17 protein-coding genes are annotated in these 19,199 nt (G+C 49.1%); 5 read left to right on the top strand and 12 right to left on the bottom strand.

Translation table 11 applies throughout. From position 1 onward, the window contains the following. Positions 1–18: 18 nt before the first annotated feature. The 4 genes from ribD to lpxD form a co-directional block, all read right to left on the bottom strand. Positions 19–1,143, bottom strand: a complete 1,125-nt coding sequence (gene ribD / locus D0Y50_RS13020; protein WP_108566066.1) for a bifunctional diaminohydroxyphosphoribosylaminopyrimidine deaminase/5-amino-6-(5-phosphoribosylamino)uracil reductase RibD — start codon at positions 1,141–1,143, stop codon at positions 19–21. 5 nt (positions 1,144–1,148) lie between these two features. Further along, a complete protein-coding gene (nrdR, locus tag D0Y50_RS13025; protein WP_108566065.1) occupies positions 1,149–1,598 on the bottom strand; it encodes a transcriptional regulator NrdR in 450 nt (149 codons plus the stop codon). 63 nt (positions 1,599–1,661) lie between these two features. Further along, entirely contained in the window at positions 1,662–2,918 is a 1,257-nt protein-coding gene (glyA, locus tag D0Y50_RS13030; protein ID WP_108566064.1) for a serine hydroxymethyltransferase, read from the bottom strand. Between the two features lie 132 nt (positions 2,919–3,050). Further along, a complete protein-coding gene (gene lpxD / locus D0Y50_RS13035; protein ID WP_108566063.1) occupies positions 3,051–4,085 on the bottom strand; it encodes a UDP-3-O-(3-hydroxymyristoyl)glucosamine N-acyltransferase in 1,035 nt (344 codons plus the stop codon). Positions 4,086–4,292: 207 nt separating this feature from the next. Here lpxD and ettA point away from each other — a divergent pair, with 207 nt between their 5' ends. Both ettA and D0Y50_RS13045 read left to right on the top strand, forming a co-directional pair. Further along, positions 4,293–5,963 (top strand): energy-dependent translational throttle protein EttA, encoded by a 1,671-nt coding sequence (ettA, locus tag D0Y50_RS13040; RefSeq protein ID WP_108566062.1) that lies wholly within the window; start codon positions 4,293–4,295, stop codon positions 5,961–5,963. Between the two features lie 246 nt (positions 5,964–6,209). After that, a complete protein-coding gene (locus D0Y50_RS13045) occupies positions 6,210–6,632 on the top strand; it encodes a PilZ domain-containing protein (protein ID WP_108566061.1) in 423 nt (140 codons plus the stop codon). On the opposite strand, the gene radA is transcribed toward D0Y50_RS13045, so the two are convergent. Beyond that, complete coding sequence (radA, locus tag D0Y50_RS13050; RefSeq protein ID WP_108566060.1) at positions 6,599–7,966, bottom strand: DNA repair protein RadA; 1,368 nt, start codon at positions 7,964–7,966, stop codon at positions 6,599–6,601. The genes D0Y50_RS13045 and radA overlap by 34 nt on opposite strands. Positions 7,967–8,125: 159 nt before the next feature. On the opposite strand from radA, the gene D0Y50_RS13055 reads away from it, so the two are divergent. Then, positions 8,126–10,630 carry a PilZ domain-containing protein gene (locus D0Y50_RS13055; protein ID WP_117317328.1) on the top strand — a complete coding sequence of 835 codons (2,505 nt, stop codon included), beginning with the start codon at positions 8,126–8,128 and terminating at the stop codon, positions 10,628–10,630. 259 nt (positions 10,631–10,889) lie between these two features. On the opposite strand, the gene serB is transcribed toward D0Y50_RS13055, so the two are convergent. Beyond that, on the bottom strand, positions 10,890–11,927 hold the full coding sequence (serB, locus tag D0Y50_RS13060) for a phosphoserine phosphatase SerB (protein ID WP_108566058.1): 1,038 nt from the start codon (positions 11,925–11,927) through the stop codon (positions 10,890–10,892). Between the two features lie 126 nt (positions 11,928–12,053). Between serB and D0Y50_RS13065 the strand changes: the two genes are divergently transcribed. Beyond that, positions 12,054–12,674, top strand: coding sequence for a hypothetical protein (locus D0Y50_RS13065; RefSeq protein WP_117317330.1), 621 nt, complete (start codon positions 12,054–12,056; stop codon positions 12,672–12,674). Between the two features lie 86 nt (positions 12,675–12,760). Beyond that, positions 12,761–13,051 (top strand): hypothetical protein, encoded by a 291-nt coding sequence (locus D0Y50_RS13070; RefSeq protein ID WP_117317332.1) that lies wholly within the window; start codon positions 12,761–12,763, stop codon positions 13,049–13,051. A gap of 257 nt (positions 13,052–13,308) precedes the next feature. Here D0Y50_RS13070 and D0Y50_RS13075 read toward each other — a convergent pair whose 3' ends face one another. From D0Y50_RS13075 to lepA, 6 genes are read right to left on the bottom strand one after another with little or no spacing between them, the layout of a single operon-like run. After that, the gene (locus D0Y50_RS13075) at positions 13,309–14,079 is read right to left on the bottom strand and encodes a TatD family hydrolase (protein WP_232366258.1); all 771 of its coding nucleotides are present in this window, start codon (positions 14,077–14,079) and stop codon (positions 13,309–13,311) included. Between the two features lie 18 nt (positions 14,080–14,097). Then, positions 14,098–14,736, bottom strand: coding sequence for a pyridoxamine 5'-phosphate oxidase (gene pdxH, locus D0Y50_RS13080; RefSeq protein ID WP_108566055.1), 639 nt, complete (start codon positions 14,734–14,736; stop codon positions 14,098–14,100). A 35-nt stretch (positions 14,737–14,771) separates the two neighbouring features. Further along, positions 14,772–15,680 (bottom strand): GTPase Era, encoded by a 909-nt coding sequence (gene era, locus D0Y50_RS13085; RefSeq protein WP_108566054.1) that lies wholly within the window; start codon positions 15,678–15,680, stop codon positions 14,772–14,774. Continuing rightward, entirely contained in the window at positions 15,667–16,356 is a 690-nt protein-coding gene (gene rnc, locus D0Y50_RS13090) for a ribonuclease III (protein WP_108566053.1), read from the bottom strand. The genes era and rnc overlap by 14 nt, the downstream gene beginning before the upstream one ends. Further along, positions 16,356–17,240, bottom strand: coding sequence for a signal peptidase I (gene lepB, locus D0Y50_RS13095; RefSeq protein WP_108566052.1), 885 nt, complete (start codon positions 17,238–17,240; stop codon positions 16,356–16,358). The genes rnc and lepB overlap by 1 nt, the downstream gene beginning before the upstream one ends. Beyond that, the gene (lepA, locus tag D0Y50_RS13100; RefSeq protein WP_117317334.1) at positions 17,240–19,036 is read right to left on the bottom strand and encodes a translation elongation factor 4; all 1,797 of its coding nucleotides are present in this window, start codon (positions 19,034–19,036) and stop codon (positions 17,240–17,242) included. The genes lepB and lepA overlap by 1 nt, the downstream gene beginning before the upstream one ends. Between the last annotated feature and the right edge of the window lie 163 nt (positions 19,037–19,199).

A 19,199-nucleotide genomic window follows, 5' to 3' on the forward strand; every position in this document is an offset into this window, starting at 1 on the left:
TGATTTATTTTCCGTTGGTTAGCGTGATTTTACCTGATACGTTTGTTTCAGATCCTGGCCCAGTTGGACCTGTTCTACCGGCATCAGCTCAATCGTCTGCGCCAGATTATCAAATCCCGGTAGCGTCACCATACTTTGTGCCTGATCACCCAACAGCTTGGGCGCCTGGTACACAATAAGCTCATCGACTTCGCCAGCCATAAGTAATGCACCAGCCAGGGTTGGACCCCCTTCAACCCATACTTCGTTCAGGTTTCGCGCTGCCAGCATATGCATTAACTGGGTAAGATCAATGTGTTCACCGCAGGTGGCGACCGGCAATTGGTTTGCCTGTGCCGGCAGATCGTCTGCTACCACCTGAACAGTGGGATAGCCGTCATTAAATAATTGCAGGCCTGCTGAAAGACGCGCTTTGCTATCAATTACTACCCGCAACGGCTGTCTGATATGCGCCTGTGGGTAATGCTCAAATCCCGCCTGTAAGGGCCGCACTAATAAGCTGGGATTATCAATAGCAGCAGTTCCACTGCCGGTCAGTATTGCGCAACTTGCAGCGCGGTGGCGCTGTACATCTTTACGCGCTTGCGGGCCGGTTATCCACTGACTCTGGCCGTTAGCCAGCGCGATTTTGCCATCCAGGCTTATCGCCAGTTTTAACGTCACAAACGGCTTTTGGGTGACCATCCTTTTTATAAAACCGCGATTTAGTGCGCCAGCTTCGGCGGCCATAATATCACAGCTAACCTGGATACCGGCCTGTTGAAGTTTTTCAATACCACGGCCACTCACCTGGGGGTTAGGGTCGGTCATTGCCACAACTACCCGCGCAACGCCTGCTCGAATCAGTGCTTCGGCACACGGCGGGGTTCGCCCAAAGTGGCTACATGGCTCTAGGGTAACATAGGCCGTACCATGGCGAGCCTGCTCTGCAGCTTGCGCTAATGCGTGTACTTCAGCATGCGGCGTGCCGGCGGCGATATGGTAGCCCTCTCCTACTTTATCGCCGTGTTGATTTAGCACAACACAGCCTACGCGAGGGTTAGGAGAAGTCGTATACAGGCCCTGACGAGCCAATTGAATGGCTTGTGCCATCCAGTAGTAATCTTGTGCTACGGCGTGCTTGAGGGCGCTAGAATTGGTCATACTAGTCAATCACCCAACCGGGCAATTTCTTCACCGAATTCGCGAATATCTTCGAACGAGCGATACACAGAGGCAAAGCGCACATAAGCGACTTTATCGAGTTCGCGCAACGCATTCATGATTAAGTTACCCAATAATTCACTGGAAACTTCTCGCTCACCCGTTGCCCGTAACTGTGATTTTAGCGATAAAATACACTGCTCCACTTTTTCGGTGCTAACCGGCCGCTTTTCTAAGGCGCGCTGCAAACCTGCGCGAAGCTTATCTTCGTTAAATGGTTCGCGGGAGCCGTCACGTTTAATAACCCGCGGCATCACCAGTTCTGCACTTTCAAAGGTGGTAAAACGCTCGTGACATACCATACACTCACGGCGTCGACGCACCTGTTGCCCTTCTGTCACCAGCCGAGAATCAATAACCTTGGTTTCCTGCTCGCAGCAAAATGGGCAAAACATGCTAAATCCTTGTGGTCGGGGGCGTTGCCCCGACGATTAAGGAGTACAACGCCAAAATACGGCTTATGCGTAAACCGGAAATTGTTTACATAAGTCAGTGACTTCCTGCTTAACCCGGGCTATAACGCTCTCGTCACCCATGTTATCAAGAATGTCACACATCCAGGTAGCGACCTGCTCGGCCTGTTCCTGTTTAAAGCCGCGCCGCGTAATAGCAGGGCTACCGATACGCAGGCCACTGGTTACAAATGGCGAACGAGGATCTTTTGGTACAGAATTTTTATTCACCGTAATGTTTGCCTGACCCAGCGCGGCGTCCGCATCTTTACCGGTAATATCTTTGTCTATCAGATCCAGTAAAAATAAATGGTTGTCAGTGCCGCCGGATACAATCTTGTAGCCGCGTTCCTGCATCACCGTTACCATGGCCTTGGCGTTAGTCACTACCTGTTGCTGATAGGTTTTAAACTCTGGCTCTAAAGCTTCTTTGAAAGCGACGGCTTTAGCGGCAATAACATGGCACAAAGGGCCGCCCTGGTTGCCCGGGAATACCGAGCTGTTCAGCTTTTTATAAATAGTTTCATCACCGCATGACGACACAATTAAACCACTGCGTGGGCCAGCCAGTGTTTTATGGGTGGTAGTGGTAACCACGTGAGCGTGGGGTAATGGATTAGGATAAACCCCCGCCGCCACCAAACCGGCTACGTGCGCCATATCTACCAGCAGGTAGGCGCCTACTTTGTCGGCGATTTCACGAAAGCGAGCCCAGTCCACAATACCTGAATAAGCAGAAAATCCGCCGATGATCATTTTTGGCTTGTGTTCCAGCGCCAGGGCTTCAACCTGAGCGTAGTCAATCTCGCCGGTTTCATCATTTAACCCATACTGCACGGCATTATAGGTTTTACCGGAAAAGTTAACATGAGAACCATGGGTTAAGTGGCCACCTTCTGACAGGCTCATACCGAGTACCGTATCGCCCGCGTCAAGCAACGCCATGAAAGCGGCTGCATTAGCTTGTGAGCCAGAATGTGGCTGAACGTTGGCATAGTCTGCACCGAACAGCTGTTTAGCCCGATCGATAGCCAATTGCTCTACGACATCTACATGCTCACATCCGCCGTAATAACGTTTGCCAGGATACCCTTCTGCATATTTGTTAGTCAGCTGCGAGCCCTGTGCTTCCATTACGCGGGGACTACAGTAATTTTCAGAAGCAATCAGCTCAATATGATGTTCCTGACGGGTTGTTTCCTTGGCTATGGCATCCGCCAGCTCTGGATCAAAATCCGCAATCGTCATTTCACGAGGTAACATGTAGGCTCCTTAACAGCGTTCGATATGGCAACAAAATGAACGCATATTCTAGTCATTTTAGGCAGCATGTATACTGCTTTATGGCCGATTCACCGGAATCGGCCGTGGTAAGATGTGTTGACAGCAATAAGATCAATCGCGATTGGCTTTTTCCAATGCTTTCACCCGTTCAACTAAACTTCCTATCTGATTCAGGCGAACCGTGTTCTTGCGCCAATCCAGATTCTTCATGGCGGGTTGGCCAGAAGAATACAAGCCAGGTTCCGTAATATCCTGCACGATCATGGTATAGCCGGTTACCTGAACATTATCACAAATGCTGATATGGCCATTAATGCCCACGCCACCACCGATAATAACGTATTTGCCAATATTCACTGACCCGGCAATACCGGTAGCACCGCAAATGCACGAATGGTCATCAATAATACAGTTGTGTCCCACCTGGACCTGATTATCAATAATCACATTCTTACCAATTATAGTATCTTCCATTGCCCCGCGATCGATGCTGCTGGACGCACCAATCTGGCTGTCATCGCCAATTTCCACTGAGCCGGTTTGCGGGATAGGTATCCACGTGCCTTTATCATTGGCATAACCAAACCCAGAGGCTCCGATCACGGTCTGGCTATGAATGGTGACACGTTTGCCAATTTTTACCCCATGATAAAGCGTAACATTCGGGTAAATGGTCGTGTCCTGGCCAATCTGCGCCCCTTTGCCAACCACCGTATTGGCACCTACCACAACGTTGTCGCCCAATACCACGTTATCTTCAATCACTACATTGTGGCCCAGCGCCACATTTGCCCCTAGCGTAGCTGAAGGCGCAATCACTGCATCAGTGGCAATCCCGGAGGCCACCTGTGGTGTGGTATCAAACAACTGGGCGATACGTGCAAACGCAGCATGGGGATTTTCATGAATCAATGCAGGCACAGGACATGCACCACTGGCCTTTTCATGGAGGATAACCGCGCCAGCGCGCGTGCTGGCAAGCTGCGGTTTATATTTTATGTTGGTCAGAAAAGAGACCTGATGCGCATTGGCCCCAGCCAGCGTACCAACGCCACGAATAGAGGTTTGCCCGTCACCTTGCACCTGGGCGCCGACATGCTCGGCCAACTCGGCCAGCGTAAAGCGTTTTTTTCCTGCTGAGGTCATAGATTCCTCTGATTGATAATTCTCGCCAGTAGGCAATATGCTACTGCAAAATGCCCTTGCCGTCCTGTCACCAGAGCACAAAAAATCCGGCAATTAGCCAATCCGGCTAATTTTTATGCAGACGGCGCGTCTTTATACGGACTTAACTGGTGAAACCTGTGCCAAAAGCATTACAATAGTGGCCTTTAATCAGGGCAAGGACCAAGCATGTCACAGTACGTTTATTCCATGCATCGGGTAGGTAAAATTGTTCCGCCTAACCGTCAGATTCTTAAAAATATTTCATTAAGTTTTTTTCCGGGCGCCAAAATTGGTGTGCTGGGTTTAAATGGCGCCGGTAAATCTACCCTGCTGCGTATTATGGCGGGTTTGGATACCGAAATAGAAGGTGAGGCGCGCCCGCAGCCAGGTATCAATATCGGCTATTTGCCTCAAGAACCGCAACTTGATGAATCAAAAGATGTTCGTGGCAATATTGAAGAAGCCGTAGCCGATGTGGCGCACGCCCTGACTCGGCTGGACGAAGTGTATGCTGCCTATGCCGAAGCCGACGCAGACTTTGACGCGTTAGCCAAAGAACAAGGTGAACTGGAAGCCATTATTCAGGCAAAAGACGGCCATAACCTGGAAAATGCATTAGAGCGCGCCGCAGATGCGCTGCGTTTGCCGCCGTGGGATGCCGATGTCAGTACGCTGTCGGGTGGTGAACGTCGCCGGGTTGCCTTATGCCGCCTGCTGCTTGAAAAGCCCGATATGCTATTGCTGGATGAACCTACCAACCATTTGGATGCTGAATCTGTCGCGTGGTTAGAACGCTTCCTGCACGACTATGAAGGCACCGTAGTGGCGATTACCCACGATAGATATTTCCTGGATAACGTGGCGGGTTGGATTCTGGAGCTTGACCGGGGTGAAGGGATCCCCTGGGAAGGTAACTACTCTTCCTGGCTGGAACAAAAAGAACAACGTCTGGAACAGGAAGAGCGTACTGAGAACGCCCGCCAGAAATCTATCAAGCAAGAACTCGAATGGGTACGTTCTAACCCCAAAGGCCGCCACGCCAAATCCAAAGCGCGCATGAACCGGTTTGAAGAAATGTCGACCTCTGACTACCAAAAACGTAATGAAACCAATGAGCTGTTCATCCCACCTGGGGAGCGTTTAGGGGATAAAGTTATTGAGGTGTCCGGACTAAGTAAGTCTTACGGTGAACGGGTATTAATTGACAACCTGGACTTCAAGGTGCCCAAAGGCGCCATTGTAGGCATTATTGGCCCTAACGGGGCGGGTAAGTCTACTTTGTTTAAAATGTTAACCGGCGCAGAACAACCGGATAGCGGCAACATCGATATTGGTGAAACCGTCCAGATTGCCAGTGTTGAACAGTTTCGCGACCACATGAATGAAAACAATACAGTGTGGAAAGAAATCTCGGATGACCAGGATGTTATTCGAATCGGCACATTTGAAATAAATAGTCGCGCCTATTGCAGCCGCTTTAATTTCAAAGGCAATACGCAGCAAAAATTCATCAAAGATTTGTCGGGCGGTGAACGTAACCGTGTGCATTTAGCCAAGCTATTAAAAGCTGGCGGTAATGTGCTGCTGTTAGATGAACCTACAAACGATCTGGATGTGGAAACCCTGCGGGCGCTGGAAAATGCGTTACTTGAGTTTCCAGGCTGCGCCCTGGTGATATCGCATGACCGCTGGTTTTTGGACCGTGTGGCGACGCACATTCTGGATTACCGTGATGAAGGTAGTATCAACTTCTTTGAAGGAAACTATACTGATTACGAAAGCTGGATGAAAGAAACCTATGGTCATGAGGTAGTTGAACCTCATCGACTCAAATATAAGCGCATGACGAAAAAATAAATAGCGCCGCCCGGCGCGTAAAATACCTCCTTCTCAGGGGGTATTTTTTTACCTGCCGAACGCGGCTTCAGTGGTACCGACTTGCTCTGCTATGCAAAAGCTATATAGGGTTTGTCATGGCGCAACAATAGGGAATACCCGGGATTGCGCAGCATCGTGAACGTTTTATAGCAAAATAGGCAATAGCTGATTGACCTTGGCATACACAATAGCTTACAAAGAACCTTACACCAACGGAGGTCCGCAATGAGCGACAAACGACACTTTCAGCGGGTAGTGCTAAATATACCTGGCACCCTGTCACATGGAGACACCAGCATTGCCGTAACAGTAGAAGATGTTTCACTGCAAGGCTTACGGCTGATTGCCGACGAACATGCGCTGGCGTCTTTACCCTTTGATTCCCATGACCCTTACCATATCAGGTTTTTAGATGACACAGGCCCGGCTCGGATTGAAGCTTGGCTGGAACAGCTTTATCGACATACTGACCAGCGCAGGCCCACCGTCGCGATGGGCTGCAAGGTAGATCATATTGCCGTAGAAAGCCTGGCAGCATTACGTCAGTTGATTGAATTAAACAGCGGCGACGCTCAGCTTTCTCAACAGGATCTGGATGCCCTGACGGATGCCATTTACGACAACGCTTCGAGCGCCTCCGAAAGCTGAGAGACCGGCACCACTTCAATTCCTGGTAACGTGTGTTTGGGCGCGTTAGCTTTGGGGACGATGGCCCGTTTAAAACCATGTTTTGCCGCCTCGGTAATGCGCTCCGAACCGTTCGGTACCGGGCGAATCTCCCCTGCCAGGCCGACCTCGCCAAACACAATAAGCTCCCGCGGTAAGGCATTGTTCCGGAAGCTTGAGACAATCGCCAGCAGCAATGCTAAGTCGGCAGCGGTTTCACCCACCTTTACGCCGCCCACCACATTGACAAAGACATCCTGATCGTTCATTTGCACATTACCGTGGCGATGTAATACCGCTAACAACATCGCCAGCCGGTTTTGTTCCAGTCCCACAGCCACCCGCCGCGGATTAGCCATTTGCGAGTAATCTACCAACGCCTGTATTTCTACCAGCAACGGTCGCGTGCCTTCCCATATCACCATTACACTTGAGCCCGGCGCCTGATTGTCGCCCCGGCTTAAAAAAATGGCTGAGGGGTTGTTAACCTCTTTTAGCCCTTTTTCTGTCATACCGAACACGCCAAGCTCATTCACCGCCCCAAACCGGTTTTTATTACTGCGCAGCGTTCGAAAACGGCCATCGCTTTCCCCTTCAAGCATCATTGAGCAATCGATACAGTGCTCAAGTACTTTCGGCCCGGCCAAATTACCGTCTTTGGTGACATGCCCGACAATAAACATCGCAATATGATGCTGTTTAGCAAATCGGGTAAGGTAAGCTGCGCTTTCGCGTACCTGGGAAACACTGCCCGGGGCCGACTGCACATCAGCCACATGCATTACCTGAATTGAGTCAATCACCATAATTTTGGGCGTATGCTGTAAGGCCAACTCGCAAATGGTTTCAACATTGGTTTCGGCCAGCATCATCAGCTTGTCGTCTGGCAAACCCAGCCGGCGGGCCCGCATGGCAACCTGTTGTAACGACTCCTCCCCGGTGACATACAGGGCATTGTGTTGACTGGCCATATTGCACATAACCTGCAACAACAACGTACTTTTACCCGCGCCAGGCGAGCCGCCAATCAGAATCGCTGAGCCGGGTACAATTCCCGAACCCAACACCCGATCGAGTTCTTTAAAACCCGACGAAAAACGAGGCAACGCCTCCAAATCAATAGCATTGAGGGTTTCAATTTTTGCCTGCGTTTGCCCGGCGTAACCACTGGTTGCCTGCCGCGGTGAACTGGTCGCCGGGGCCACCACAAACTCGGTAATGGTATTCCATTCTTTACATTCGCCACACTGACCTTGCCAGCGGGGAAACTGCGCGCCGCAATCTGCGCATACGTAAGCGGTTTTGCGTTTTGCCATAAAGTATTTTCACATCAAACATTTCAGAGTATTCTACACTGTTAACTGTATAGCTGCATGCTGGACTCATGTATCAGATGTACAACTAATTTCAGAGAATGTTCGCACTGCCGATAAAGGTGAATAGCAAGCTCTCTTCATATAATTATAAAGCTGCCTATGAATGACGATTTACGCCAATACGCTGGAATTATTGAACAACTTAAGCCCCATGTGGCAAGCCCGGACTTTTCTAAAAGAATCAGTGACCTGACCCCTGGCCTACCCAATGAGCGACGCTTTTTAATTAAAATGGAAGTCAAACGGCTGGCCCGCCCTTGCGTGCGTTCAATCGATTTGCGTGGCCACGTGCAAGGTGAATGTCGCCTGTACGAATTTGGCGGAATTAAACACTATCTCGACGACATTGCCATAAAAGCATTTGAAAAGCAGGTAGCGTTATACGGTACGTTTACCTTTGGGGTATACGAAGCAGTAATGGAAACCGAAAATAATTATCGGGTAATGCGCGATAAAGCCGGTGAAGCGGCTGCGGCTAAGCCAACTGCAAATCAGGCCATGCCAATTGAAAAATACTCAGTGCCGGTGGTTAACCTACTGTCCTATGCCCGGCGCCAACATGAGCGAATGAATTTTGCCGTCACGGTGGAAGTTATTACTTATCACCAGCAAAGCTGGCGCGGCAATAGTGTGGATATTTCCGCCGAAGGCTTACAGATAAAACTGTCCCCGGATGCCAGAATCAGCACTGGCGAAGTTATTGAAATCTTCTTTCGTGGGCTGGAAGAAGAATTTTCCATGGACAAAAAACAGGGTATTGTTTACGAAGTTCTCAAGACGGTATTTAAAAACGATCATCAGTATTTAATGCTTAAACGCCATAGCGAAAATACTGACACGCCGTTTGATGCGTTTCTGGAAAACTTTATTCACGGTAATAAGCGTCGCTACAAAGTCAATATGAGCAATACCATCGACGCTATTTTTAATAAAACCGTAGAACAGTTTTTATCCCCCCGAAGCCCTTCGGTGCCGGTGTTTATCGGTATTGAAGAAGGTAAGCTAGTCCCCCGTTACGCGATGACCAACGAGGTCAACACCGATATACTCGATTACTGGACTAATGAAGCCGATACCCTGCAACTGGGGTATCTGGTAAATCAACAGCGCTTGAACAAGTTGGTGAAGTTACCAAAAGGTGATCGCGAGCTCTACGTATTTTCCTTTACCCATTTACAAAATGACAAAGTCTACTTTTATTCGGCTTCAACCATAGAGCTGGATGAAAAAGATTTGCTCAAACGAGTATTTCTTGGCTTTGGGTCGCGTAAAGCCAGTTGGCGGGTGTTCAAACTGACTATGACAGACATGTCGCCCGAACAGGCGCATTCGCCCTTATCCATACCCGATAGCGTTAGCAGCAAAATTAAAAAGCAGAACCAAGCCCCTTCAGCCCGCTTAATGGCCAGACTCAAAAGCCTGCGGTTTATTGTTCATATTACCGATATTACTTCTGATAGCGGCCAGCGCCATTACAGTGAATACACCTATGATCGTAGTAACCTGTCGCATCTGAAAATTTTTGGGCATGCGCGTAATCGCCCGCCTGCCAGCATTACAACCTACCGCTATCGTTACCATGATCAGCGTATGGAAAAACGCTATTTATTGCGTAGTCAGTTAGTTATGACGTCGTTAAATGGAGAACACAGTTGGCAAGGGGTAAGTGAAGATATCTCGGTCAGAGGGTTACGTATTGAGCTTACCCGCGAATTCGACCGGGAAACCGACACCATTGTAGAAGTCGGTTTTCCCAAACTTCAGGAGCTCACTGAGCAGTATGATGTAATGAAGCTCCGCTACCGGGTCGTGTACTATAACGAAGACAAAAATATACTCCATTTGAAAGCCTGTGATGGTGAAACCGGTAAGGTCGCCAGACAGTTCTTTGATAACCTGATTAAGCAGAATAAAGACGCCTTAAAAGCCTACCCTGAAGAAGAAGACATCGCCGGTATAGGCCATGCCCTACGTTGCATTAACGCGCGAAATATCCCCTCTCTGGCATTTGTTATGGGTAAGGAAGGCATACGTTATCTGCCGCAGTCAGCTGTTATCAGCCAACGTGACGAAAGTATCAATCAGGTGGCAGCCCATTTTGCGCCGCGCCATCAGCTTAATTTTGAATTCATGTTCCGTGACCGTAATTTAGAAGCGCCATTCATCCAGCATGGCATTAAGCAAATAAAGCTCGAGCAATTGCCTTTGCGACAGGAGCTTTACATTGCGTATGACCCGGCCAAAAAACAAAGCAAAATGGCTGTGATGCCGCGCTTTGATACGCGTTTTAGCACTGATGAAGCCCGCTTGAATTTTATTAATGACGCCATGGGAAGAGGACAGTTTATTGCGCTACATGTATTGCTTACCACTACCGGCAAGCCAGATATGGATATGCTACAGGCAGAAATGAACTATGTAAGCATGTACGCCATCCACCGGGCACGCGAATTGGAAGCGCGGATCTGGAATATTGTAGCATGTGCACATTTAGTGGATATTACAGATGAAGTACTCGGCCGGTATAATATTGAGCCTGCGCAAGTAAAAGCCAACCGAAGGTTTGGCCGCCCCGCGCAACCCGGTAATAACGCCCCTGCATAGGGGCTGTAGAGGCGTACGGTCATATAGCCGATAGATATAGTGCGGCTTACATACTGCCTATTCGTTATATTCTTGGTACTACAACACTACAACGAGGGGCATAACGGCAATAGCGGCAGCACGTCTTTGGCGGCTTAGAGGCCCTGCCACGAGTAAGCGCCCTTTCCCATGCAACTCAGTAAGTTACCGGATAAAGTAAAAAACCACATAGGCGCCGGCAAAGCGAGCTAAGCAACTGACGCTGACCAAGACAATGAATTTATACCTCTAAAAAATACAGTAATGAGTGCAGACCGGTATGCCGGATAGCCACATCGGCTTTGTCATTCACCACTGGCTTGGCATGACAAGCAACGCCCAAGGCGGCGGCGTCCATCATCAGCAAATCATTGGCCCCATCGCCCGCTGCTATAGTTTGGGCCGGCTCAATAGCGTATTGTTCAGCCAACTCTGTTATCGCCTGCGCTTTCACCTGCGCATTGACGATAGCTTCACCGACATGGCCTGTTAGCACACCGTTTTCCACCGCTAGGGTATTTGATATAGCATCATCCAGGCCCAACCGTTGGCACAAATAATCAGCAAAAAAAGTAAATCCGCCGGACGCAATAGCCAAACGCCAATTACGCATTTTCAGCTCTTTTACTAATAGCTGAATGCCCGGTGTAAGCGGTAAACTATCCCGTATCTGCTCGAGCTTGGCGAGTTCCACCCCTTTCAGGCAGGCCACCCGGGTTATCAGGCTTTGATTAAAGTCGAGCTCCCCGCGCATTGCTTTGGCGGTAACCTTGGCTACTTCGTCGCCACGTCCGGCCAACACGGCAATTTCGTCTATACATTCAATTTGAATAACAGTACTGTCCATATCCATTACCAGCAACCCTGGCTCTGCTAACTTGGGCTGATGATGCTGAACGCCTACTTCGATATGAAAAGCCTGACTGACTGCCACCAACCGTTCCTTCAGTCTGTCCGCATCATTTACCTCAACATGGGCGCGAAGCACGGTATCGCCGTAGATGTTACACAATGGATGGCGAGAGAAACTTCCCAACGTTACTGTATCGGCTAAGCCGGTAATCATTCCTTCAAGCTGATGAAAGTTAAGTGACTGGGCAAACACAGTAAGTACTGTCCCAGATTCCTCAACATCTAATGCGGATTGTTTTTCCCACTGCCCGGCTTTAAAGACAAGCGCACTACGGGTTTGAAAACTTTCCAACAGAAACTGATGGGCGAAACGCTGAAACTGGGAAATCGGTAAGGCGGCCACAATGCTTCCTGTAACTGTCAACATAAAGCCACATATCCTACATCAAGCCAGCAGACAGCGAAATATTGGCCGCAAGATAATTTTTACGGATTACCAGATTACTTGCTACTATCACTGTATGAGACTGAATCTTATTTTTGCTATTGTGCAATGAACATTGCTCGCAGCCGTCGTAACTGGACGCCACCGCCCACACGCTATTTCGCCATAAAACGCTTGTTTCATCTGGTGATGTTTTTTGCCGCCTGCGCTATGGCGGGCTTTGCCTGGTACACTTATGAGAAACAACAGGCCGCCTGGCTAACACATGAAGTTAACCAACCTGCAGAGGTGCTCGCCAAGCATTATGCGCGCCTGATGGGCGCTTCATTGGAAAATCAAGATGCGCAGGCTTTGGCCCCTTCTCTGGCGCTGATTGCACAGGAAGCCGGCGTCATCAGTGCTACCGTATACGACGCCCAGGGCACAGTATTACTAACCCAGCCTAACCAACCGACAGCATCCACTGCTAACTGGCCCGCGGTGGTCCATATTGCCGACATAACCAACCAAACAGGCTCGGTAATTGGCTATATTCAAATTAAAAGTGATGCGGCGAGACAACTGGAAATACCCTATGAGTTGGCCGCCATGCGGTTTCAAAGTGCTGGCCTGGTTGCCATTCTGGTGTTTCTTACCGGCGTCTATTCTACGCGCTGGTATTATCGCCTACGGCCGGCCATTAAGCGCCGAATAACGCGCCAAAAGAGCTCAGCAATCGCGCCGGAATAATTGCTGCTTAATATAACGATGAGTCTCCGGTATAAAGCCAGTATATATCGGTGCTGTATAGGTAACACATCACCTACACAAGGTTTTTGGAACAGTCAGTTACGTTGGCCCGAATATCCATTATCAGCCATGCCAAGGTCACAAAGGATGCCCAGCTAAATTACCCGCCTAATATCCTATTGGCGCTGAAAGCGTTGCCGGTAATGGTGACGGATTTGCCCAATCACCTGCGATGGAGCCGCCACGCAACGTGGCAAGTTTATGCGCAATGTGTGGTAATTGTTGGGGGCGTATTTTACTGGCCTCGAAAGAGCGCTATCGATTTTACCGGAGCCATGCTGGGGCTTGGGCCAGAGCCATTCCAGAGCAACGCTTGATGCCCTACTAAATTACCCGCCCAGTATTCTATTGACGCTGAAAGTATTGCCGGTAATGGTGACGGATTTGTCCAATCACCTGCGGTGGAGTCGCCACGCAGCGTGGCAAGTTCATGCGCAATGTGTGGTAATTGTTGGGGGCGTATTTAACTGGCCTCGAAAGAGCGCTATCGGTTTTACCGGAGCCATGCTGGGGCTTGGGCCAGAGCCATTCCAGAGCAACGCCTGATGCCCTGCTAAATTACCTGTCCAATATCCTATTGGCGTTGGAAGAGTTGCCGGTAGTTGCGGCTGGTTTGCTCAATTACCTGTTCGATAGGGCATCCACGCAGCGTGGCAAGTTCATGTGCTATGCGCGGTAATTGTTGCGGCGTATTTCGCTGCCCCTGAAAACCAGCAAGCGGCATATCTGGCGAGTCAGTTTCCAGTAGTAATGCTTCAATAGGCGCTTGGGCCAGCGTAGCGCGGGTCTTGTTAGCTCTATCGTAGGTAATAGTGCCGCCAACACCTAACTTGAACCCCTCGTCAATATACGTATTTGCCACCTGTTTACTGCCAGAAAAAGCGTGAATCACCCCACCCTGGCTAAATCGGGTATGTTTAATCATCTCAATTAACAAGTGATGAGTTTTACGATGATGCAAAATTATGGGTAAATGATATTCAGCAGCCAACGTAAGTTGTTGTTCAAGCCTATCTTGCTGGGTTTTCATTGGCGTCTCGACAGTAGCGTCCAGTCCTGCTTCGCCTATTGCCACTAATTGCCGGTGATGTTTGGCTACATAGTGCGACAGCGTATCGAAAGCTGAAGCTGTCATAGTTTGCGCAAAATAAGGATGCAAACCAAATGCGATATCAACATCAGGCAAGTCTTTGTGAAGTTGTAGCTGGCGCTGCCACCCTTGTTCGGTGGTGCCGGGAATCAGAAAATGTTTTACCCCTTGCTCCCGACTACGCTGTAACACAGAGGCTAGATCGTCAGCAAAGGTGGTGAAGTCTAAATGGCAGTGGCTATCAATCATGTGCATGGTTAGGCGCCAGCGCCATTAGGGCATTAAGCGTTGGGTAGACCAGTTGCCCTGTGCATCCTTATTGTATTCGAACCTGTCATGTAAACGGTCTTCACCGCCCTGCCAAAATTCTATTTGATGCGGCGCGACTAAAAAACCACCCCAAAAGTCCGGAACCGGAAGTGTTCTGTCAGCAAACTTCTGTTTTAATTGAGCGAACTGGGTAAGCAACAATTGACGGCTGGAAATAGGCTGACTTTGCCGCGAGGCAAAAGCTGCCAACTGGCTATCTTTGGGACGGGAAAAAAAATACTCCGCGTTTTGCTTCAGGCTTAGTTTGCTGGCGGTACCGCAAATTCGAACCTGCCGCTCCATAAAAAACCATGGGAAATGCAGCGACACTTTTGGGTTACTGCTAAGCTCTCGGGCTTTGCGACTTCCCAGGTTAGTGTAAAAAACAAACCCCTGCTCGCCAACATCTTTTAATAAAACAATACGTTGCGAAGGCTGCCCAGTGGCATCTACACTGGCTACGGTCATCGCAGTAGGATCCGGGATCCCCGCGGCAATCGCTTCATCTAACCAACGACTAAACAACGTGATCGGGTGAGCGGTAAGAGAGGCCTCTTCCAATGTTCCCATTGCATACTGCCGTCGCATATCAGAAATTGCCATTACCCGAAGCCTCCTACTGTATTGAGATGCTGTGCTTAGTCTTCGCCGTAGCCTAACGAACGCAGTGCTCGCTCGTCATCTGCCCAGCCCTGTTTAACCTTTACCCAAAGCTCTAAAAACACTTTGGTATCAAACAAATGTTCCATATCTATACGAGCCTGCTCACCGATAGTTTTAATATGGCCACCACCTTTACCAATCACCATACGTTTTTGGCTTTCCCGCTCAACCAGAATAAGACCATTGATTCGAAATACGCCATTCTCAGCCATTTTAAATTGCTCTATTTCAACAGTGGTGGAATAGGGCAACTCATCGCCGGTATAACGCATGAGTTTTTCGCGAATAATTTCGGCAGCCATAAACCGACTTGAGCGGTCGGTAATATAATCTTCAGGAAAGAAAAACACGTTTTGCGGCAGACTTTGTTGAACCAACTCACGCAAAGCATCAACCTGTTTACCCTGCTTCGCGCTCACCGGCACAATATGCTCAAACTCAAACTTACCAGACAGCATTTTCAGCTGTTGCATCAGTTCTTCTTTGTCTTGCACTTTATCGACTTTGTTAACCACCAAATACACTGGCAAGCCGGTCTGCCGTACTTTGTGCAAGACCATTTCATCATCGTCGGTCCAGCGGGTGCCTTCAACCACCATCAGCACTAATCCTACTTCAGCCAGTGAGCTGGAGGCCGCACGGTTCATATAGCGGTTAATCGCCCGTTTTTCTTCTTTGTGCAGCCCGGGAGTGTCAACATAAATAGTTTGGCTATCGCCGTCAGTGTCTATGCCTAGAATGCGGTGGCGAGTAGTTTGTGGCTTGCGTGAGGTAATACTGACTTTTTGGCCGAGTAAACGATTAAGCAGCGTCGACTTACCAACATTCGGCCGCCCCACAATAGCTATCAGGCCACAACGTGTTTGTATATCATCCGGCTGCATTTTCGAGTTTCTCCAGCATTAATTTGGCGGCTTGTTGTTCAGCTTTGCGGCGGCTATTGCCGGAAGCAACCACTGGCGTATCTACTTGACTGACGGTACAACTGACATCGAAGGTTTGGGCATGATCTTTACCCGAAATATTAACAACATCGTACACCGGTAAAGGCTGGCGGCGCGACTGTAAAAATTCCTGCAAGCGGGTTTTGTTATCTTTTGGATGCTCATTGGGGTTAAGGGCGTTAATTCGCTCATCCCATAGGTTAAGAATAACCCCCCGGACGGTTTCAAGCCCGGCGTCCAGGTAGATAGCACCTAATACCGCTTCCATTGCATCAGCCAGGATTGAGCTGCGGCGATGGCCTCCGCTTTTAAGCTCGCCCTGCCCCAGTTTTACCAGCTCGCCAACGTTGGCTTCTCTGGCCAGCTCAGCAAGGGTCTCACCCTTAACTAAGGTAGAACGCATACGGGTTAATTTACCTTCCGGTACCTCGGGAAAGGCCTGATAAAGTGCATCCGCCACCACCATGCCCAGTACTGCATCGCCTAAAAATTCTAAACGCTCATTGTGCAGTTTTGCCGCGCTACGGTGGGTTAGTGCCTGCTCTAACAGATCAACATTCTTAAACCGGTAATCCAGCACCCGGGACAGATGCACATATTTATCTATTCCCAGCATTACTCAATGCCACCAATACGGTTAAAGCGCACGCCGGTAGGTATCCATGCCGGAATCAGGTCTTCTGCGCTACGTTCAAACTCAAAGCTAATCCAGATAGCGACGGCCTTACCCACCAGGTTCGCATCGGGCACAAAGCCCCAGTAACGACTATCGCGGCTATTATCGCGGTTGTCGCCCATTACAAAGTATTCCCCTTCTGGTACCAGCCACTCATCAGAGCGCGTGCCTGGCTGAGTATAAAAGCGTGCTGGCATATCTTTGCGGGTAGGATGACGTAAAACATCGTGTTCCACCTCCCCCAATTGTTCGGTGTAGCGCAGCAGCGGAGCCATGTTTTGTACAAATTCGCCCCGGCTTTTAAAGGTAACCGGTACGGGCTGGAGTTTTTTACACTCTGCGCTATTTTCACCGGTACATTTGGGCCGAATGAACACCTGTTTATTTTGGTAAATCACCGTATCACCTGGCATGCCCACTACACGTTTAATATAGTCGATATTCGGATCTTCGGGATATTTGAACACCACAATATCGCCGCGTTCAGGCGTGCCGGTTTCCAGAAACTTATGCCGAACAACCGGGTCTTTAAGGCCATAGGCGTATTTTTCTACGAGGATAAAATCGCCCACCAGCAAAGTGGGCATCATAGAGCCTGAAGGAATCTGAAAGGGTTCATATAAAAACGAACGCAATACCAACACAAAGGCAATAACTGGAAAAATCTGCTGCGAGGTGTCTACCCAATAGGGCAGCTTTTCGCCCTCTGCACTGCCCGCGCTGGCGGCTTTACGTTTTGGCGCCCAAAACAGCGCGTCCACCAACCATACCAAGCCGGTAACTACCGTAAGGATAACCAGTAGAATAGAAAAATAATTGGCCATTATTTACCTACCTTGAGTATGGCAAGGAATGCATCCTGCGGTAATTCAACATTACCCACCTGCTTCATCCGCTTCTTCCCTTCTTTTTGCTTTTGTAGCAGCTTTTTCTTACGACTGACATCCCCGCCGTAACATTTAGCAATAACGTTCTTACGCAGTTGTTTTACCGTACTACGGGCAATAATATGATTGCCAATGGCCGCCTGAATAGCGATATCAAACATTTGTCTGGGGATAAGCTCACGTAATTTATCTACCAGATCGCGGCCTCTCGACTGACTGTTTTCCCGGTGCGTAATCAGTGCCAGAGCATCAACCCGCTCGCTATTGATCATGATATCGACCCGTACCATATCCGAGGCCGAGAACTTAATAAAATTATAGTCCAGGGAAGCAAAGCCACGACTGGTGGATTTTAATCTGTCGAAAAAGTCCAGCACCACTTCAGCCATAGGTATTTCGTAGGTTAAAGCTACCTGATTACCGTGGTAGGTCATATTGGTTTGCATGCCACGCTTTTCTACGCAAAGGGTCATGACATTGCCAAGGTAATCCTGTGGCACCAGAATATTCGCCTCTACGATAGGCTCGCGAATCTCTTCAATATCGTTGACTGCCGGTAACTTCGAAGGACTGTCGACCACCACGGTTTCGCCTTTGGTAGTCAATACTTCATAAATAACCGTAGGTGCGGTGGTAATAAGGTCTAAATCGTACTCACGCTCGAGCCGCTCTTGCACAATCTCCATGTGTAGCATGCCCAAAAAGCCTATCCGAAAACCGAAGCCCAGTGCAGCGGAGCTTTCAGGTTCAAAGAATAATGAGGCATCATTTAGGCTAAGCTTGCTAAGCGCGTCACGAAAGTCTTCGTAATCGTCTGAGCTAACCGGGAACACCCCTGCATACACCTGAGGCTTAACTTTTTTAAAGCCTGGTAACATTTGTTGTGCCGGGTTTTTCGCTACAGTGATGGTATCGCCTACCGGCGCGCCAAGAATCTCCTTGATACCAGCAATCACATAGCCCACTTCACCGGCGCGTAAAATTCCCGTATCTTTCTGCTTAGGGGTAAAGATACCTACTTTATCGGCCTGGTGCACCTGGCCATTCGACATGATCTGAATCTTATCTTTTACGCTCAACTCACCTTCAACAATTTTTACCAGGGATACCACACCTTGATAATTATCGAACCATGAGTCAACGATAAGAGCGCGTAGCGGCTTGTCGCGGTCGCCTACAGGTGGTGGAATACGCTTAACTATTTCCTCAAGCACCTCATCCACGCCGACCCCTGTTTTGGCCGAACAGCGCACGGCGTCCAGCGCATCAATACCGACGATGTCTTCAATTTCTTCGGCTACCCGTTCAGGTTCGGCTTGAGGCAGGTCTATTTTGTTAAGAATAGGCACAACTTCTAAGTCCATTTCCATCGCCGTATAACAGTTCGCCAGCGTTTGAGCTTCAACTCCCTGTCCCGCGTCTACTACCAGCAACGCACCTTCACAGGCCGCCAATGAGCGGGATACTTCATAAGAAAAGTCCACGTGTCCGGGGGTATCGATAAAGTTTAGCTGATACGTTTCACCGTCTTTGGCAGTGTAATTAAGCGTAACGCTTTGTGCTTTGATGGTTATTCCACGCTCGCGCTCAAGGTCCATGGAGTCCAGCACCTGCTCGGCCATTTCGCGTTCGGTTAGCCCGCCACACACCTGTATAAGCCGGTCAGAAAGCGTTGATTTACCATGGTCAATATGAGCGATAATACTAAAGTTACGTATGTGCGAATGTTGCATAATGCTGGAGGTTACCTGCAATAAGTCTAATCGTTATAAATACTTTGCCAATGCAAAGACTGAACAGGCGCTATTAGTGAACAAAGCCATTGTTTGAACTAAGGACAGCGCAGAGCGTGCGGATTTTACCTATTTCTGCGCATAAAAGCGAATAAGTTGGATA

Origin of the sequence: Salinimonas sediminis (assembly GCF_003429285.1) — a bacterium.
GTDB classification, from domain to species: domain Bacteria; phylum Pseudomonadota; class Gammaproteobacteria; order Enterobacterales; family Alteromonadaceae; genus Alteromonas; species Alteromonas indica.

Coding starts and splice junctions, on each gene's coding strand:
- ribD (WP_108566066.1), bottom strand. CDS start 1,143: ATGACCAATTCTAGCGCCCTCAAGCACGCCGTAGCACAAGATTACTAC.
- nrdR (WP_108566065.1), bottom strand. CDS start 1,598: ATGTTTTGCCCATTTTGCTGCGAGCAGGAAACCAAGGTTATTGATTCT.
- glyA (WP_108566064.1), bottom strand. CDS start 2,918: ATGTTACCTCGTGAAATGACGATTGCGGATTTTGATCCAGAGCTGGCG.
- lpxD (WP_108566063.1), bottom strand. CDS start 4,085: ATGACCTCAGCAGGAAAAAAACGCTTTACGCTGGCCGAGTTGGCCGAG.
- ettA (WP_108566062.1), top strand. CDS start 4,293: ATGTCACAGTACGTTTATTCCATGCATCGGGTAGGTAAAATTGTTCCG.
- D0Y50_RS13045 (WP_108566061.1), top strand. CDS start 6,210: ATGAGCGACAAACGACACTTTCAGCGGGTAGTGCTAAATATACCTGGC.
- radA (WP_108566060.1), bottom strand. CDS start 7,966: ATGGCAAAACGCAAAACCGCTTACGTATGCGCAGATTGCGGCGCGCAG.
- D0Y50_RS13055 (WP_117317328.1), top strand. CDS start 8,126: ATGAATGACGATTTACGCCAATACGCTGGAATTATTGAACAACTTAAG.
- serB (WP_108566058.1), bottom strand. CDS start 11,927: ATGTTGACAGTTACAGGAAGCATTGTGGCCGCCTTACCGATTTCCCAG.
- D0Y50_RS13065 (WP_117317330.1), top strand. CDS start 12,054: ATGAACATTGCTCGCAGCCGTCGTAACTGGACGCCACCGCCCACACGC.
- D0Y50_RS13075 (WP_232366258.1), bottom strand. CDS start 14,079: ATGCACATGATTGATAGCCACTGCCATTTAGACTTCACCACCTTTGCT.
- pdxH (WP_108566055.1), bottom strand. CDS start 14,736: ATGGCAATTTCTGATATGCGACGGCAGTATGCAATGGGAACATTGGAA.
- era (WP_108566054.1), bottom strand. CDS start 15,680: ATGCAGCCGGATGATATACAAACACGTTGTGGCCTGATAGCTATTGTG.
- rnc (WP_108566053.1), bottom strand. CDS start 16,356: ATGCTGGGAATAGATAAATATGTGCATCTGTCCCGGGTGCTGGATTAC.
- lepB (WP_108566052.1), bottom strand. CDS start 17,240: ATGGCCAATTATTTTTCTATTCTACTGGTTATCCTTACGGTAGTTACC.
- lepA (WP_117317334.1), bottom strand. CDS start 19,036: ATGCAACATTCGCACATACGTAACTTTAGTATTATCGCTCATATTGAC.